The organism is Metabacillus idriensis (genome assembly GCF_050483325.1).
Lineage (GTDB): Bacteria > Bacillota > Bacilli > Bacillales > Bacillaceae > Bacillus_P > Bacillus_P idriensis_A.
Window position 1 is genome coordinate 116,896 of the sequence record NZ_JBCMYF010000035.1, and the last position, 16,599, is coordinate 133,494.

General features: G+C 39.5%; 18 protein-coding genes. 1 reads left to right on the forward strand and 17 read right to left on the reverse strand.

Going from position 1 to position 16,599, the window contains the following annotated elements; genetic code table 11:
- Positions 1-3: 3 nt before the first annotated feature.
- The 6 genes from cmk to prsW form a co-directional block, all read right to left on the reverse strand.
- Entirely contained in the window at positions 4-675 is a 672-nt protein-coding gene (cmk, locus tag ABEQ24_RS20940) for a (d)CMP kinase (RefSeq protein WP_430008590.1), read from the reverse strand.
- Between the two features lie 85 nt (positions 676-760).
- Positions 761-955, reverse strand: coding sequence for a YpfB family protein (locus ABEQ24_RS20945; RefSeq protein WP_070877556.1), 195 nt, complete (start codon positions 953-955; stop codon positions 761-763).
- A 53-nt stretch (positions 956-1,008) separates the two neighbouring features.
- Positions 1,009-1,665 (reverse strand): flagellar brake protein, encoded by a 657-nt coding sequence (locus ABEQ24_RS20950; RefSeq protein WP_430008591.1) that lies wholly within the window; start codon positions 1,663-1,665, stop codon positions 1,009-1,011.
- Positions 1,666-1,784: 119 nt separating this feature from the next.
- Positions 1,785-3,128, reverse strand: coding sequence for a germination protein YpeB (gene ypeB, locus ABEQ24_RS20955; RefSeq protein WP_430008592.1), 1,344 nt, complete (start codon positions 3,126-3,128; stop codon positions 1,785-1,787).
- Between the two features lie 12 nt (positions 3,129-3,140).
- The gene (sleB, locus tag ABEQ24_RS20960; protein ID WP_430008684.1) at positions 3,141-4,076 is read right to left on the reverse strand and encodes a spore cortex-lytic enzyme; all 936 of its coding nucleotides are present in this window, start codon (positions 4,074-4,076) and stop codon (positions 3,141-3,143) included.
- 143 nt (positions 4,077-4,219) lie between these two features.
- On the reverse strand, positions 4,220-4,873 hold the full coding sequence (prsW, locus tag ABEQ24_RS20965) for a glutamic-type intramembrane protease PrsW (protein ID WP_430008593.1): 654 nt from the start codon (positions 4,871-4,873) through the stop codon (positions 4,220-4,222).
- Between the two features lie 119 nt (positions 4,874-4,992).
- Between prsW and ABEQ24_RS20970 the strand changes: the two genes are divergently transcribed.
- Entirely contained in the window at positions 4,993-5,961 is a 969-nt protein-coding gene (locus tag ABEQ24_RS20970; protein WP_430008594.1) for an asparaginase, read from the forward strand.
- 425 nt (positions 5,962-6,386) lie between these two features.
- Here the strand turns inward: ABEQ24_RS20970 and ABEQ24_RS20975 are convergent, their stop codons facing one another.
- The 11 genes from ABEQ24_RS20975 to ABEQ24_RS21025 form a co-directional block, all read right to left on the reverse strand.
- On the reverse strand, positions 6,387-7,355 hold the full coding sequence (locus ABEQ24_RS20975) for a YpdA family putative bacillithiol disulfide reductase (RefSeq protein WP_430008595.1): 969 nt from the start codon (positions 7,353-7,355) through the stop codon (positions 6,387-6,389).
- Between the two features lie 106 nt (positions 7,356-7,461).
- Positions 7,462-8,733, reverse strand: a complete 1,272-nt coding sequence (locus tag ABEQ24_RS20980) for a Glu/Leu/Phe/Val family dehydrogenase (protein WP_309192777.1) — start codon at positions 8,731-8,733, stop codon at positions 7,462-7,464.
- 322 nt (positions 8,734-9,055) lie between these two features.
- Complete coding sequence (locus ABEQ24_RS20985) at positions 9,056-9,652, reverse strand: genetic competence negative regulator (protein ID WP_430008596.1); 597 nt, start codon at positions 9,650-9,652, stop codon at positions 9,056-9,058.
- Positions 9,653-9,783: 131 nt separating this feature from the next.
- A complete protein-coding gene (locus ABEQ24_RS20990; protein WP_430008597.1) occupies positions 9,784-10,701 on the reverse strand; it encodes a MerR family transcriptional regulator in 918 nt (305 codons plus the stop codon).
- Between the two features lie 132 nt (positions 10,702-10,833).
- A complete protein-coding gene (locus ABEQ24_RS20995) occupies positions 10,834-11,223 on the reverse strand; it encodes a hypothetical protein (RefSeq protein WP_430008598.1) in 390 nt (129 codons plus the stop codon).
- A gap of 42 nt (positions 11,224-11,265) precedes the next feature.
- A complete protein-coding gene (locus ABEQ24_RS21000; RefSeq protein WP_430008599.1) occupies positions 11,266-11,901 on the reverse strand; it encodes a CBS domain-containing protein in 636 nt (211 codons plus the stop codon).
- 63 nt (positions 11,902-11,964) lie between these two features.
- Positions 11,965-12,423 carry a DUF2663 family protein gene (locus tag ABEQ24_RS21005; protein ID WP_430008600.1) on the reverse strand — a complete coding sequence of 153 codons (459 nt, stop codon included), beginning with the start codon at positions 12,421-12,423 and terminating at the stop codon, positions 11,965-11,967.
- 110 nt (positions 12,424-12,533) lie between these two features.
- Entirely contained in the window at positions 12,534-13,217 is a 684-nt protein-coding gene (locus tag ABEQ24_RS21010) for a LysM peptidoglycan-binding domain-containing protein (protein ID WP_430008601.1), read from the reverse strand.
- Complete coding sequence (locus tag ABEQ24_RS21015; RefSeq protein WP_430008602.1) at positions 13,210-13,806, reverse strand: CPBP family intramembrane glutamic endopeptidase; 597 nt, start codon at positions 13,804-13,806, stop codon at positions 13,210-13,212. The genes ABEQ24_RS21010 and ABEQ24_RS21015 overlap by 8 nt, the downstream gene beginning before the upstream one ends.
- 4 nt (positions 13,807-13,810) lie before the next feature.
- The gene (locus tag ABEQ24_RS21020) at positions 13,811-15,286 is read right to left on the reverse strand and encodes a RecQ family ATP-dependent DNA helicase (RefSeq protein ID WP_430008603.1); all 1,476 of its coding nucleotides are present in this window, start codon (positions 15,284-15,286) and stop codon (positions 13,811-13,813) included.
- Between the two features lie 9 nt (positions 15,287-15,295).
- Positions 15,296-16,345 carry a helix-turn-helix domain-containing protein gene (locus tag ABEQ24_RS21025; RefSeq protein WP_430008604.1) on the reverse strand — a complete coding sequence of 350 codons (1,050 nt, stop codon included), beginning with the start codon at positions 16,343-16,345 and terminating at the stop codon, positions 15,296-15,298.
- Positions 16,346-16,599: the final 254 nt, after the last annotated feature.

Here is a 16,599-nt window from a genome sequence, read left to right on the forward strand (position 1 = left end):
TCATCAAAGCCTCTCTTTGACAATTTTTTTGATTTCTTCCACAACACCGGAAATTGACAGTGACGTAGTATCAATTTCAACAGCATCATCTGCTTTTTTAAGAGGAGCAATGATCCGCTCAGAATCAAGTTTGTCCCTTCTTGCAATGTCAAGCTTCAGCTGTTCTAAATCGGATTCAAATCCTTTTGAAAGATTTTCGTCATGACGTCTTTTGGCACGTTCAAGCACAGATGCTCTCAAAAAGATCTTCACCTCAGCATCCGGCAGAACATGGGTGCCGATATCTCTTCCGTCCATAACCACTCTGCCGCCTCTTGCCATTTCTTTTTGTCTTTTGACCATTTCTTCTCTGACAGAAGCATGTTTCGCCGCTATAGAAACAGAATTTGTGACTTCATGGGTGCGGATCACTTCTGTGACATTTTCCCCATTTACATAAACAAGCTGCCCTTTTTCACTTGGAACTAGGTCTATTTTTGTATCAGACAGAATCTCTTTCAGGATTTCTTCATTTTCTAAATCCGCATTCTGCTGAATCGCTTTATAAGTAATGGCTCTGTACATGGCACCCGTGTCGATATAAACATATGAATAGTCTTCTGCTAAAATTTTTGCAACTGTGCTTTTGCCTGCTGCTGCAGGTCCATCAATTGCAATTGATATATTTCGTTCCATAGTTCCTCCTTGATAGTTTCCTAGATACGTATTCAGGAATCTTCATGCTGTCCTTTTTATTATAAGAAATAAAAACAATGCAGGTCTATTTATCCTGCATAGTTGATTGTTTAAAGGTTTCAAGCCATTCACTGATTGTCAGCTTGTTTACACCTTCATATTGTACCACACGCGAGATGTGGGGCTGAAGATTTGCATTCGTCAGCGCAGCCTGTGCACAAAATAAAAGAATCAATTGAATGATCACAATCTTGATCACTATTCGTTCAAACCGCATCATACTTGTATCCATCTCCACTTTTTTATAACTAGTATGATGCAATTGGAATTTTCTTATTCGGCTGAAACTCCCTTTTTCTTCATAAGCAGCTGCTGGTCAAAACAAAATTGCAGCAATTTCTTGCGGTCTTGTTCTGATAAGTCAAGAAATTGAAGCGTGGCCATGTCTTTCTTTCCGCTTTTTATGATTCTTATCATTTTTGCTTTGATTTTTGCATATTCAGTTGTTCCTTTTTGAAAAGGCAAAGCGAGCCATGCATACACCTCTTCATTTTGATTGACAGTGACAGGAGATGGCAGGCTGACTGCAGCACCCCCTGCACTTATATCAATTGTTGTCGTCACAAACGGCTCAAACATGCCATTTACTGAATGAAGGGCAACATCAATTGCTGTCTCAATCCTCACGTACTCTCTTCTTTGAATTTTAGTCAATTCATGCGCTGCAGGCAACTTAAAGGCGAGCATCGGTATATTATCTTTAAATCTGCCCAGGACTTCTGTATTAAAATAATATGGGTTTTGATCATTTCCAACGAAGGTGGCAGATAAATGTGTTCCATTCAGCAAAAAAGATGGTTTTCCTGTCTCTTCATTCACTGGATAATCGGTATATAATACCTGATCCTTTAGATCGACTACTCTGCATTTTAATTTTACAGACTTATCATCTTCTATTTCAAAAATTAAACGATCCCCAATTTTCAGCACATGATCACATACTCTCTATTTCACTCTACTCTTATTATTAAATCATGGAATAAAAAAAAGGAAAAGTCTATTTCACCTTTTCCTTTTATTATATAGGATCTTTTTGTTATTTCGTCTTTCTATATTTCCTGATAGATCGGCTCAGAGTTATCCAGTTTTTCAACTTTTTCTTCCGAACCGTCATTGGCATTTACGAAGATTCTGTAAGTATCATTTTCCATTGTTCCTAAAAACTCATAAGTAAGAACTTCTTCACCCAGTTCATTTGTAATGATAGCGAGTCTGTCTTCCTGAATCATCAGATTAGGATTCACAAAACTTCTTGCTTCTTCCGGACTGATTTCGGCCTGAGGAATATCACGTTTACGATGTGATGCAAGATAGTCTCTTGCGGAAAAGCCTATTACTTTTCCATCATCAAGAGCCACTTTCATTCTGATTGCATCCGGATATAGCCTTACATTTTTATAGATGGACACAAAGGAGAAAATGCCTATGTTTTCAAATTGAGCACTTTCATATAAAATCAAATCCTCAAACCCCTGATCTTTTAAAAATTTCGCCGCATTATTTGAGGCATCATTTAAGCTGATTTTAGGGTCTTTTACTTCTCTGTTCTGAAGCAGCCAAATCGGATAGCCGCCTTTTTTTGTAATATCGAGATAGATTTCGGATTTCTTTTTTGGATCATTGACAGAAACACTGTAAAATTCAAGCGGTGAGCCTTTCCCATTTGGCGTTACTTTCATATTGCCTGTTGAACCAGGAACAAATTTTTCTACAATCTTCGGAACTTCTTTTTCTGTAATGACGCTGCCTTTTAAATGGTCAAAACCTTCTTCCTCTTTTTTTACAGATGTCATCGAAGGATCAAAATCTGTTTCTGAATAGGCATTGACATTTTTCTCAACTGTTTTAAATCCATTAATAATGGTGTTATCATCTTTCTCATCGCCAGCAGCCAGAGCAAGTTCAACATCCATCCATCTGAGATTGTTTTCGATAACCAAATGCTGGACATTGCGCAGTTCTTTTTGAATATCCTCTGATTTTGTATATAGCTGCTTTAGCGTGGCATATTCCTGGTCTGATAATGGTTCTTTATCAAGGTCCCGTACAGCTGTACGGTAGCTGAAATCAGATATTGCTGCTAAAAACTCTTCTGTTTTGTTGAAAGGGAGCAGTGTCAGCGGCAGCTGTCCCACATCTGAATGAGCTTGTGAGGTAATCCTCCACACTTCAACAAGTCCCGGCGACAGTGATTTTTTAGAATTCATCGCAAGAGTGGCACCGATTTTATCATGCAGCTGATCAACCTGATAGGTCAAATCATGGAATGCGCGCTGATAGTTGTTTTCAGCATGAATCAGCACTGCATTTTTTTCTTGATGCTCTTTGTAGCCCCAATAAGCCGTTCCAACGACTCCAATTGTCAGAATCGCAATCAATATTCCTCTGATCATTTCATTCACCTCTTAATTGCAGAATATGTGTTTCCCAATCTGTTTAATTTGAGGTCTTCCCCAAATCCAGCCGCTTGTTGCGGTATTGGGATTAAAATAATAAGTTGCATTCTCTGTTGGATCCCAGCCATTTATTGCATCCATCACTGCTTTTTTAGCCGTTTCATTCGGTGTCAGCCAAATTTGCCCATCTGCTACAGCCGTAAAGGCTCTTGGCTCGAAAATAACACCTGATACTGTATTCGGGAATGTTGCGCTGTCCACCCGGTTTAAAATGACAGCGGCAACTGCAACCTGACCGATATACGGCTCTCCCCGCGCTTCGCCGTATACCGCATTTGCCATAAGCTGAATATCATTTTGCGAAAAACCCTCCGGCATATTTACAGCGGTTGTTTTTGCTTTGGGCTGAGATTTTGCTTTAGGCTGCGCCTGCTGTTTTGGCTCTGCTTGCTGCTTTGGCTCTGCCTGCTGCTTCGGCTGTGTCTGTTTTGCCTGTCCTGAAGGAGCCTTGCCTGCTCCTTTTTTACCGTGGGCTGCTTTTAATTTAGCTTTATACGCTTTTGAAGGCGAGCTCTGTCTGCTGAGCGGAACGCCTCCGTAATGTGTAAAATCTTTGCCCGTGTTAAGCTGTTTATGGACAAAATCCCGATAATATTTTGTAGTCTGTGCTAGTTTTTGTTTTGTTGCCTCTCCAACAAGTCCATCTATTTCCTTTAATCCAAATTCATATTGAAAGTTGCGTACCGCCCAATAAGTGCTCCATCCATATACTCCATCGATCGAACCGTTATAATATCCGTTGTACTGCAATCTTGCCTGCAGTTCCACAACATCATCGCCAACAGCGCCTTTTTGAATCACTTGATTTGAAAACGCATGGGCTTCATTTTGATTTAAACTAGTCATTTGGAAAAAGAGAGCAATAATTACTGCACCTGCCGTCATCCAAATGAAACGATTTTTCTGCATGCTGCTGCCTCCTCATGATTAATAGTTTCCTTACAACGTATTTTTTGTAGTAAATGGCATTTTATACAGCCTTCTGTCCATAAAAAAATAAGCAACCCTTTAAAAGGATTGCTTTTTGCTTATACAGGCTGTTTGATCATTCTTGCTTTTTTAGCTTTGTGCAGAGCGAACCACCATAAGAAAAACATAAATGGGACCATGTAAAACGGCCAAAGTTCATGTGCGACCAATATGTAATCATATAATCCGTGCAGCAGAACAGGAAGCATCAAAGACAGCAAAATCCATTTCTTTTTTTCAGAAATAAGGGAAAACTTTCCTTTCCCGAGATAATACCCCATTATGACCCCGAACAGCGCATGACTAGACACCGGCAATAGCGCCCTGCCAATTGCGAACTCCAGTCCATTTCCGATTAAGTACAAAATATTTTCCAGGGTGGCAAATCCAAGAGAAGAGGCAGCACCGTATACAATCCCGTCATAATGCTCATCAAAATGAACGTGCGGATAAATAGTTACTATTAAGATAAACCATTTAAAAAATTCTTCGAGAAGCCCGCTTGATACAAATGCAAGCATCAACCCAGAGTCAAACACTTTTTCTGCTTCAAGAACATATTGAATAAACATGATTGGAAAAACGAGCAATGCCCCAAAAACAAATGATCTGAAAACCATGTAGAATGGTTCTGAATCATACTGGTCTTTTAAATAAAAATAGCTTAAAATGGCTAAACCAGGGGCTATGCCGGCAGATATAATGGCAATCATCCACAGGCCTTCTTTCTTCTAAAATCTTCTATTTATTAATGGTATCATGTTATCGTAGAATTGAAAATGAATGAATCAGATCAAACATGGAAAAAGATTTCAAACATTCGGAGGAGCTTATGAAACATATATTGGTCATTCACACAGGCGGTACAATCTCAATGAGTGAAGATGAAACAACAGGGGAAGTCAAGCAGGGAGAATCAAACCCGCTGCTTCACAACTTACTTAAATTCAATGATCTTGTGATTACGGCAAAGGAATTATTTTACCTGCCTTCGCCTCATATCACCCCAGACGAAATGCTCCAATTAAAAGAAACGATTGAAAAGGCATGCAAGAAGGATAAAATTGATGGCATTGTTATTACTCACGGTACTGACACTCTTGAGGAAACAGCGTATTTTCTGGACTTGACTTTGAATGTCAGCTTACCCGTTGTCATTACTGGCGCCATGAGGTCAAGCAATGAGCTCGGTTCAGACGGATTATACAATCTAGTATCATCCATTCAAGTTGCAGCAAGCAAAGAAGCAGCAGAAATGGGTGTACTTGTTGTCATGAACGATGAGGTCCATTCGGCAAAAAATGCAACGAAAACACACACAAGCAATGTCGCGACCTTTCAAAGTCCTCAATACGGCCCGATTGGCATCGTCAATAAAAGAGGTGTTGCCTTTCATCATAAACCAGTCAATCGAACGAAACTTGCTGTTGCCTCTTTAACAAAGCAAGTCCTGCTTTTAAAAGCATATGCTGGCATGGATGAAACAATTTTGACAGCCATAGAACAATTAAAACTAGACGGATTGGTTATAGAAGCGCTGGGACAAGGCAATCTGCCGCCAAAAATGATGACTTCCTTAAAAAGATTAATGAGCGCAGGCGTAAAAATCGTCATCGTATCCAGATGCTTCAACGGCATCGTGCAGGACGTCTATGCCTATGAAGGCGGGGGGAAAACACTTAAAGACGCAGGCATTATCTTCAGCAACGGACTAAATGGCCAAAAAGCAAGACTAAAACTCATGATCGCCCTTGAAACCACACAGAATGCAGAAGAACTGCAGGAAATCTTTTCTTATTAATAGAAAAGCGGAACCGCCTTGGGCAGCTCCGACAGACAGATAAGGATTCGGCAGAAAAGGCGCTTTTTGCAGATATAATCCAGGCAGATTGTTCATTGTTCATCAAAAAAGGAGCTGTCCAGAATGTTTTATGGGCAGCCTCTTTTTTTGGGAAAGTGGTAGTACTATTTGAAATGACGCTTTTATGCTTTTGACATTAAAGTTATTGCACTGTGTCGAATTGACGCCACTTTTCATGCTTTGAACCGTTAATAGTGGCAGCATTAAGGCTAATGACGCCACTTATTGTACTTTAAAACGTTAAAAGTGGTAACACTACTTTGACTGATGCCACTAATTATTTTCATACAAAAAGCAGGCAGAAAAACCAATCTTTTTCCCGCCTGCTTTATTTTTTTGGGACTTAACGAAAAACCCCTTTTTCTTCATTTCATTTTCTCTGCAATATGACTGGCCAATAATCCGCCATGAAAGCGGCCATTTTCAATAAAAATCTCATTGGCATTGTTTCCCGCTGCAATGACTCCCGCAATGTAAATTCCTTCTGCGTTTGTTTCCATTGTTTCTTCGGTAAAAGCAGGTCTCCCTGACGCCTCGTCAATTGCCACACCCATTTTAGTGAGAAATGATTGGTCCGGATGATATCCTGTCATAGCAAATACAAAATCATTTTTTATTGTTTTTTCTTCTTTGCAGTCCACTACATACGTGACAGCGTCATCTTTTATGCTCTTTAAAATCGAGTTGAATTCCATTTTAATTGTTCCGTTTCTGACAAGTGCTTCAAATTCAGGCAGGATCCATGGTTTTACACTTGGGGAATAGGTTCCTCCCCTGTAAATAACCGTAACACGCGCACCGGCATGAACAAGTTCAAGCGCTGCGTCCACACTTGAATTTTTCCCTCCGACCACAACTACATCTTTATCGAAATACGGATGACCTTCTTTAAAATAGTGGAACACTTTTGGAAGATCTTCCCCTTCAATGTTCATAAAGTTTGGATGATCGTAATAGCCGGTTGCTGCCACGATAAAGTCAGAGCGGTAGTCCGCTTTAGACGTTTTGACAATAAATCCTGTTCCTTCTCTCAAAACTTCCGTTACTTTTTCAAAAGCATTGATTCTTAGGCTAGTCCTCTTTACCACTTCTCTGTAATAAGCGAGCGCCTGGATCCGGAATGGTTTCCTGTTTTCTGTTATGAAAGGAATTTCGCCAATTTCAAGTTTTTCACTTGAACTGAAAAACGTCTGATGAGTGGGGTAGTTATATATAGAATTTACGATGTTTCCTTTTTCTATAATAAGAGGGTTAATCCCTTTCTCTTTTAATGCTATGCCTGCAGCTAATCCGCAAGGACCGCCGCCGATAATAATGACCTGTTCCGTTTTCAAAGCGTTCACTCCTGAATAAAACTAAAATCGTCCTGTTTGTCTAAATAATAAAAATCTCCTATCAGTAATGATAGGAGATTTTTTGAATTCATGCAAATATTTGATTTTAGATCCAGCCTCTGAAGCGGGATGCTTCTGCCATTTTGCGGACCCCGACCATGTATGCGGCGAGCCTCATATCTACACGTCGTGTTTGTGCTGCTTCATAAATATTGTTAAAGGATTTAACCATCACTTTTTCAAGTTTTTCATCAACTTCTTCTTCTGACCAGTAATAGCCTTGGTTGTTTTGAACCCATTCAAAGTAAGAAACGGTAACGCCTCCTGCACTTGCCAATACATCCGGCACAAGCAGGATGCCGCGGTCAGTGAGGATTTGTGTTGCTTCAAGCGTTGTCGGGCCATTTGCAGCCTCTACCACAATGCTTGCGCGGATTAAGTGTGCATTCTCTTCTGTGATTTGATTTTCAATCGCAGCCGGCACTAAAATATCACAATCAAGCTCAAGCAGTTCCTTATTTGAAATGGTATCATTGAACAGCTTTGTTACTGTTCCGAAGCTGTCGCGGCGGTCAAGCAAGTAGTCGATATCAAGACCTTCCGGGTCATGCAGACCTCCATAAGCATCTGAGATCCCAATAATTTTCGCACCTGCGTCATGCATGAACTTCGCTAAGTAGCTTCCAGCATTTCCAAATCCCTGTACAACTACACGGGCGCCCTTAAGCTCAATTCCTTTTTTCTTTGCAGCTTCATATATACAAATCGTAACGCCCTTCGCAGTCGCTGATTCACGGCCATGTGAACCTCCAAGCACTAAAGGCTTTCCTGTAATGAATCCAGGTGAATTAAATTCATCGATTCTGCTGTACTCATCCATCATCCACGCCATAATTTGTGAATTGGTGAAAACATCCGGGGCAGGAATATCTTTTGTCGGTCCGACAATCTGGCTGATCGCTCTTACGTATCCGCGGCTCAGGCGCTCTAATTCACGGAATGACATATCACGCGGATCACAGACAATACCGCCTTTTCCTCCGCCGTATGGCAAATCAACGATTCCGCACTTTAAACTCATCCATATTGACAGCGCTTTAACTTCAGTTTCGGTTACACCCGGATGGAACCGGATTCCGCCCTTAGTCGGTCCTACTGCATCATTATGCTGGGCGCGGTAGCCAGTAAAAATCTTGACTGAACCATCGTCCATTCTTACAGGTATTTTTACCGTCATCATTCTCAGCGGTTCTTTTAATAATTCATAAACTTCTTCAGGGTATCCTAGTTTCTCTAGGGCTTTATGTATCACCGTTTGTGTTGATTTCAACACATCATGCTTTTCTCGTTTATGATCGGTGCTTTTTTCGGCTACCATTCGAGTAAACCTCCTACTGTCTTTTCAATTGTGTGGAAATGTCCACCTTTCATGACATAGTATACACCTTCAGATGTTTTCTGCAAAGTAGAAAAAGCAGAAATAAACCAAAAACAAACTCATTTTTGTAAGCGATTTCAACGATGTGGTGATAATGGATAAAATTGGTTGATTTTTTTGGATTGAAGTTTGAAAATAGTGAAGATTTATAACTGTTTGAGGATTTACACTTCTTCACCTGACCGCGTTTCAGAACAGTTTCAACTAACAAAATAGCTGCATCCAACAACAAAAACCTGCAGTAGTCTGCAGGCATTAGTAGTTAAGTCTTTTTACTCCAATAGTAGTGATGCAGTTTTTCAATTGCATCATCTGCCATTAAGCATTTTCCGTATTCATGGAGATAATGAATCGAGATCATGGATGGATTACCGTATTCTGCAATGATTGAAACTAAGGAATCCACTTCGATCGGCTGATGCTCATCTATCATGAAGTAATATCTGTTCTGATGGGAGTATACGGCCCCTTCTTTTATTCCTTGCGAGAAGAGTGCATTTGACAGCTGTATAATGTCTTCAAACTCATTGAATTCAAAAATAATATCATAGCTTTGATCGAGCTTTACTTGCATCTCAATGTAATCATCTGCGTAATCTTCATCAGTCTCCTCTTCCTCATGGTTTTTGGTCACGATGATGACCATACCCTGAGCTTGAAGAGAGTATACTTCAACTTCAATTGGCCCGCTTGGTTCAAAACCGAGCTCTTCACTTGCTTCATCCATCATTTCTCTGAAAAGCTGATGCACTTTCAATGAATCTTTCCATAAGTCTTCCTTTGTAAGTCCTCTGTCCATTAGATCGTCTATTGTTAAGAAGATTTTTATCTTGTTATAGTTCAATCGCTCTAGCCGCATCCCTTACCCTCCTGCCGTCAGAACGCCCTTTTCCTTATCATATGAAATACAGATGGGATGGTTCGTTGATTTTTAACAAGTTTACACTCTCTTATTCCATAAAGACAAGAAAAAAAATTCGGGGTGACAAGTTACACAGAAAGGCGTTCTTTGAGCCATTTGTCCCACTGGTTTTTCGTATCCCCGACGAAAAATGATTCATAGTTTTTGAATTGCTCACTTTTGACTTTATTAAACGCGCTGCCTCCAAGTCCTATGATCAAGCTGTCGTATTTCTTTGAAAGATCTTCAATTGACTCAACCGTTTTAGCAACGTTTTCCTGCAGAGTGCATGAGTAGAATAAAAACCTCGGATTTACTTCTTCAAGGACAATATCGATATCCCCATCAGCGATGCTCGTCCCAAGATAAATGACTTCAAACCCTTTTCTTCTTAAATAAAGAGTAAAGATCAGAAGTCCCAGTTCATGCCACTCTCCTGGCCCGCAAACGGAAACTACTTTCGGAAGCAGTCCATTCACAGGCAGGGTATGAAGGATGATCCCAATTCTCGACCGGAGAAACGACGTGGCAAAATGCTCATGTGCAGAAGTAATTTTCCCATTTTCCCACAAGTCTCCAATTTTCACGATAAGAGTTCCTAATATGTCGATAAGGACTTTGTCAATTGAGTAAAGACTAAAAGCCTTATTTAATAGTTCATGCGCCTGATTTTCATCAAATGAAAGCAAAGCAGCAAGCAGCTCTTCTGTTAAATCCAGCGCACGGTCAGGTGTATCGCTTGCTGACACAGCAAGCGACTCTTCTGAGGAAAGGCCGCTGTTTTCAAGCAAATTAACTGCCTGGCTGATGGTAAAGCCTTTATTTACTTTCGTGATCAGCCACTTTAAAATTTTTATATGTTCTTCTGTATATAAACGATGCCCTGAATCATTTCGAACCGGTGCAATCATATTATAGCGTCTTTCCCAAGCTCTTAATGTCCCTGGTTGGATTCCAAGCATTTTGGAAACTGCCTTAATGTTGTATTTGCCTTCTTGACCAGACATATCTAATCCTCCATTAACAAAAATCACTGTACTAAAATTATATAGGATTGAACAGCCTGTGTAAACTTTGTATAACAAATGAATAATCCTGTGATTGCTGCACATTTTTCATTAGATGTGCAGACTAAAATCTTAATGAGCTTGTTTAGGCGAGAAATATTGATGATTTGCCGTTGCCAGCCCATATAAAATCGTAAAAGCTGCTAATACTAAAGTTTGCCAAAATCCTATTTGAAATAATATATAAAAATTAATAAAAACACAATAACTAATAATCGTCTCAAGCACATCGCCTTCGTTTCTTGCGATTTTATACGTTAGTCTTAAGGCAGTTTTAATAAGCGATGCGTGGAGAATAAATCCGATTGTAAATAACATCATTGAAAAAAAGGATCTTGCAGGGTTTAAAACCAGCATCATGATAAATTCAGACAGCAGAAACGGATGCTGTACGGGTATCCAAATACATGCTAAATAGGCAGATGCGTACCCGATGATCAAAAACGCGGCATGTTTTAACAAAAAAATCCCTCCCCTACACTTTTATATGTAGGGAAAGGAGGTTTATTCATCTTCGTGGATATCGAGGACTCTGAATCCAGACTTTTCTATTCTTTCAATAAACCGGCTGATATTGTCCTTTTTTTCAATTTTCATGACCATTCTTCTGACCATGCTTTCGGTTTCATCAAATGTTACAAGGGAAATGATATCTTCATGAAACTGCCTTGCAAGCTCTGTCAGCCTTGCGATCCTGCCCTCTGTTTCAACTGAGGTAAATGCAATTCTGACTCCTTTTTTGTTCATACCGAATGCGCTTTGAAATTGTTCAAGAACATCATACCTGGTCACAATACCCAAATATTCTTTTTCTTCTCCGACTACGGCAATCAGCGGAAAGTCCTTTAACCGCAGCAGTGTTTTTTCAAAAATCTCATCACCTTCAAGGTACACATCCCCATTGACGGCAATTTCGTCCGCTTTCATATTTTTTAAGAAATCGTCTTTTTGCACATTGGATTCAAAAAAATGCTCATATAGGTGATATCGGGTAATCATCCCTATGTATGCTTTTCCGTCCAATACCGGAATTCCATCTATTTTGTATTTTTCCAGCTTTTCAAGCACCGTATACAGTGTATCCTCCGCTGCGGCATGAATTGTTCTTGCTTTAGGAATCATCGTACTTTTCACAAACATCGCATCACCCCATTAACGTTTTAGCATACATTCGCTGTTATTTGCTAAATCCCTCTATTCCTTTTATTTACTTTCAAAATACAGATTAATATCAAAATCCTTTTTCATCATGTCATAAACCTCGCCTCTTTTTTTCCAGTGGTAGGGCTGCGGCCATAATTCAGAGCTTTTCCGGATAATTTCTGTTCTTAAGCCATGATATTCCTTTTCGTACTTTTCTTCTTTTTTCTTATAATAATGGGATGTTGCATACCCTGCCCCTATGGTTAATATGATGAAAAAGTGAAAGACGCTTCCGACTAATTCACCAAGCATGTAGCCAATATCACTTCCGTTAGGAACAACAATGAATTGATAAAAGTAAAGAAAAAAGGACATCCCGCCTGTCAGAGTAAACATCTGACATCTAAAACAGTTCTTTTTATACCGCTCATATTTTCGTTTTTTATTCAGTACACTCTGAAGCATTTGTTTAGTCGCCAAGTCGGTAGACTCACTAAGCTGCTGAATTTGCTTTTCCACACACATCACATCTCCCGGGAAAGGTTCAATTCTTATAACCAGATTATATGATGTTGTCCATCTTGATATGAAAAGGAGCCATGAAAAAAACGCATGCTGTATTCATGCGTTTACTGTTTAATCGGTATTTTAAGCACTTGGCCTTCATACACACCGTCTCCGCTCATTTTGTTCCATTGCTTTATTAAAGCCTCGCCTGAACGGTCACTGTAATATTTTACGGAGATTCTGAACAGATTTTCTTCAGGACCCACTGTGTGTTCGATTACTTTGTACTCTTCTTTTGGTTCTGGCTCTGGTTCTGGTTCCGGTTCTGGTTCCGGTTTACGTTCTGGTTCTGGCTGTGTATTTTCAGATTCAGGCTCTGCTGAAGTTTTCTTAGGTGCTGCCTCTGTTTTGACAGCTGTTTCTGCTGAGCTTACAGACGTTTGATCAGCTTCTTGTGATTTTGTTTCGGCATCTTCTAAGGACTGTTCATCAGAAGACTGTTCTTCTTCTTCTTCCTCTTCATCACCATATTTTATTAAAACATCTTCATAGTCGGAAATATTTTCTCCATTGACAGTTTTACTGCGGTCATCGAAATATGAAATAATGTAGTAAAACGCTACGGGAAGCAGAAAAAAGAATAAGGCCAGTATGCTTATAGCGGGATATTTATACTTTGATTTCTTTTTGTCTTTCTTTTTATGAAGTTCACTTCTGGATGGATAGCTGCCTGTTCTTGATTTGTATTCATCTATCTTATTTTTCCTTGAAGCGCGTGACGCAGCTGCTTCTTCATTTTTACTCATATTTTTCACCTCCGTTAATGTACTGCAAACGAATTTGAATGGCAAACACCAAATCGATTAAGAAATGTGCAAAGACTGTGACGAATAAATTTCCTGTCCAATCATACACAAACCCGAGCAGCAAACTGATCAGCATCACCATTATAAACAGCAGACCTTTTGTTAAATAACGAAAATGCAGGACTGCAAAGATGAAGCTTGCCGTCCAAATGCCAAAATGAGTTTGAATCACACCGCGGAATAAAAGTTCTTCTGTAAAGGAAATTAACAGACAAAGAAAAAAAATATGCGGCAAGGAACGGTATCTGAACATTTTTTCGTTAATGCCGCCATCATCATACCATTCTTTTGGCATAGTGTGCATGATGATCCAATCGAAAATCAGCACAATAACAGCAGTCACTCCCCCAAAAAGCAAGATTTCTGCCAGTTCAGGCCTCCATATTTCCTTAAAATCAGACAATCTGTTAAATAACATCATACTTAAAAAGACGGAAATTGTAAGTAGTAAAATTTGAGTATAATAAAGCTGCTGGAGCAGCTGTCCGTCTGTCATTCTTTTGACAAGTTCATTTTGACGCTTAACCATTTCATCACTCGTTCTGGCCAAAAACAGCCTTTAATTCTGCCTTCCATTCAAGAAGATGAAGATGTGCATGCTTCACTTTCTTTTCTTCATAAAGTAAAAGATCAAGTCCGCACCTGTCACAGCAATTCTCCTGTGAATGGATAATATTTTCTTCAAAATAACTGAGTATTCCCTGCCGCCTGCATTCTTTTGACATAAGCCATTTCATAACTGCGTCTAATTTTCTTTTTTTGAAAGAACGTCTTTCTTCAATTTTCCCCCAAATGAATTGAATCACCTGCTTTTCATTTCCGGATAGGGCATATGGGAGCTTTTCTAAATGATGAAGAATAAACCTTCCCTGTACTTCTTTTACACCAGCCATTTCAAATGATTCTTCAGCATCTCCGCCTGCAGAGATTTGATAAATGGTCTGATGGAGCTGTTCAAATGTTGAAAACTCAGATTCCAGCAGGGTTAAGGGAATTTCGATATCTCCGCTTCCAATAAGAGCTATTGCCGCACTTGGCTGTCCATCTCTTCCCGCTCTGCCTATTTCCTGAACGTAGGATTCGATTTGAGAGGGGAAATGGAAATGGATGACATATCTGACATTTCCTTTATTAACACCCATACCAAATGCATTTGTGCAGCAGACTACATCTAATTGATCATATATAAACTGCTGCTGAATCAGTGTCCTCTGCTCTTGCTCCATCCCGGCATGATAACAGGCAGACTCGTGAATGCCCTCCATTTTCAGGAATTGCGCAAGGTTTTCCGTCCATTTTCTGCTTGAGCAATAAATAATTCCAGGCCCTTTCAGGGTTTTTACTAGTTCAGATACTCTTTTCATTTTATCTTCAAGTGAATGGCATTCCTCAATTTTTATGGCAATATTGCTGCGGTTAACTGATTGTATATGCCTTTTTACGTTCGTCATGTGCAAAGATTTTTCAATATCCGTCAGTACCTCTGGTGTAGCAGTTGCAGTCAGTGCCATGCAGGGTGCACCGCCAAGTTTCTCTCTTAATTCGCCAAGCTTTGAATAGTCAGGCCTGAAATCATGACCCCACTGAGAAATACAGTGAGCTTCATCAACTACAAATAATGAGAGTTTTATCTCCCGAAGTGCAGAAGCAACTGCTTCAAACTGCAGAATTTCCGGTGATGCAAAGATATATTTATATTGATTCAGTTTGCTTAATGCTCTTTGCCTTTCCATATAAGGGAGAGCGCCATTTAAGCCAATAACCCTCTTCTCTCCCCTGAGGCGAATTTGCTGAATCTGATCTTCCATTAATGAAAGGAGCGGTGAAACGATTAACACTGTCCCATCCAGAATGTAAGCAGGCAGCTGATAGCAAAGCGATTTCCCTCCTCCTGTAGGAAGAAGGGCGATTGCATCATGGCCGTCTATAATATCCGTTATGATGTTCTCCTGGCCAGTTCGAAAGGAATCATGTCCGAAATGGCGCTTTAATGCTTCTTTAACGTTCATGACTTCCTCCTAAAGACGTGTAAAAGCGAGTCTGATCTGAAAATATGAATAACGGTCATTCAGCGCTTCTTTTACAATTCTCAGCTGATGCGTGTTTAATTCCTCAATCTTCATAGCAATAACCTGAAGTCCATCATCCGCTAAAAACATGGAAAAATCAAAAGCAGTGTCATTCAATGCAATCTCAACAACATGATCTTCAATCGTGCTTAATTTTAAATGCCTGATTCTTGCAATTTCTTCTATTGATTTTCCCAATTGGATCAGCTGCAGCGTTTTTGAAGTGGATTCGGTAAGAGGGTGAACTTTTGAAAGGTCTTCTATCACTGAGTTCAAAAGCGGATATTGATGTTTTTTCAAGCTGCATTCTTCTATGACATTGTGTATAACGTTCCAAAACAGCAATTTAATGTACTCTGCATCTTCATTAAATTTTTCGCCAAGCTGTTCATATGTCAGGCCAATGCGCTGATTAGATGTCAATTGATAGACCCAAATCGCTGCCTCCCGGTCTGAAAACCGCTGAAGATGACTGAACATTTCCTGATAGAGAGCATCAGACAGCTCCATTCTATTTAGGGGTGACCTTTTTAAAAAATGCTTTACCCACCGCTGCACTTTTTCATCTTTCGTTACAGGCAAGTATTTTGTGCTGCCTGCTTTTGAATGAGAAAGAACTTGAGTCATCAGCATCAGTCTCTTCCAGAAAAGAAACCCGCTTGATGAAAAGATGGATCCATTCAAACATTTAGGAATTGGCTTATTTTTCTTTACTGTTTCAAGAAGAGTTTCAGCTTTTTTTGATAAAATAAGAGCATCATTTTCCGAATAAATTATGTATCCAGTATCAATTAGATTTTGCACAGCTGCTTCATACTCTTTCCGCTTTAAAACCGGATACATGCCGAATAAATTTGAAAGGTGAAAAAGCTTGCTGTCCTGAATCGTCTGTGAGGATTTTTTTCCTTTTAATAAATGAAAAACGGCTGATGAAGAACGTTCCCCGCCGAATTTCTTAAGACAATCTAAATAGACAATATCCAAATAATTTTGAGTCATCCACATCACCTTACACTTTTTGACACGTTTCGATTCTTGCTTCTATTGTAACAGATTCTCGCTGAAAATTGGCGTTTAAAGTTGCCTGTAAAGGGTATCTTAATTACTAGAAAGCCTTGTATGATAAGCATTCTCATTGTACTTTCCTATTGAAAAGTTTCGAAAACAGATTTACAATGTATAAATATAAAGAGGTACGCACCTGATTTTTCAGTTTTTCACTGACAAATGAATGAATGTACCATATCATAGAG

Coding starts and splice junctions, on each gene's coding strand:
- cmk (WP_430008590.1), bottom strand. CDS start 675: ATGGAACGAAATATATCAATTGCAATTGATGGACCTGCAGCAGCAGGC.
- ABEQ24_RS20945 (WP_070877556.1), bottom strand. CDS start 955: ATGATGCGGTTTGAACGAATAGTGATCAAGATTGTGATCATTCAATTG.
- ypeB (WP_430008592.1), bottom strand. CDS start 3,128: ATGATCAGAGGAATATTGATTGCGATTCTGACAATTGGAGTCGTTGGA.
- sleB (WP_430008684.1), bottom strand. CDS start 4,076: ATGACGGCAGGTGCAGTAATTATTGCTCTCTTTTTCCAAATGACTAGT.
- prsW (WP_430008593.1), bottom strand. CDS start 4,873: ATGATTGCCATTATATCTGCCGGCATAGCCCCTGGTTTAGCCATTTTA.
- ABEQ24_RS20970 (WP_430008594.1), top strand. CDS start 4,993: ATGAAACATATATTGGTCATTCACACAGGCGGTACAATCTCAATGAGT.
- ABEQ24_RS20980 (WP_309192777.1), bottom strand. CDS start 8,733: ATGGTAGCCGAAAAAAGCACCGATCATAAACGAGAAAAGCATGATGTG.
- ABEQ24_RS20985 (WP_430008596.1), bottom strand. CDS start 9,652: ATGCGGCTAGAGCGATTGAACTATAACAAGATAAAAATCTTCTTAACA.
- ABEQ24_RS20990 (WP_430008597.1), bottom strand. CDS start 10,701: ATGTCTGGTCAAGAAGGCAAATACAACATTAAGGCAGTTTCCAAAATG.
- ABEQ24_RS21000 (WP_430008599.1), bottom strand. CDS start 11,901: ATGTTTGTGAAAAGTACGATGATTCCTAAAGCAAGAACAATTCATGCC.
- ABEQ24_RS21010 (WP_430008601.1), bottom strand. CDS start 13,217: ATGAGTAAAAATGAAGAAGCAGCTGCGTCACGCGCTTCAAGGAAAAAT.
- ABEQ24_RS21015 (WP_430008602.1), bottom strand. CDS start 13,806: ATGGTTAAGCGTCAAAATGAACTTGTCAAAAGAATGACAGACGGACAG.
- ABEQ24_RS21020 (WP_430008603.1), bottom strand. CDS start 15,286: ATGAACGTTAAAGAAGCATTAAAGCGCCATTTCGGACATGATTCCTTT.
- ABEQ24_RS21025 (WP_430008604.1), bottom strand. CDS start 16,345: ATGACTCAAAATTATTTGGATATTGTCTATTTAGATTGTCTTAAGAAA.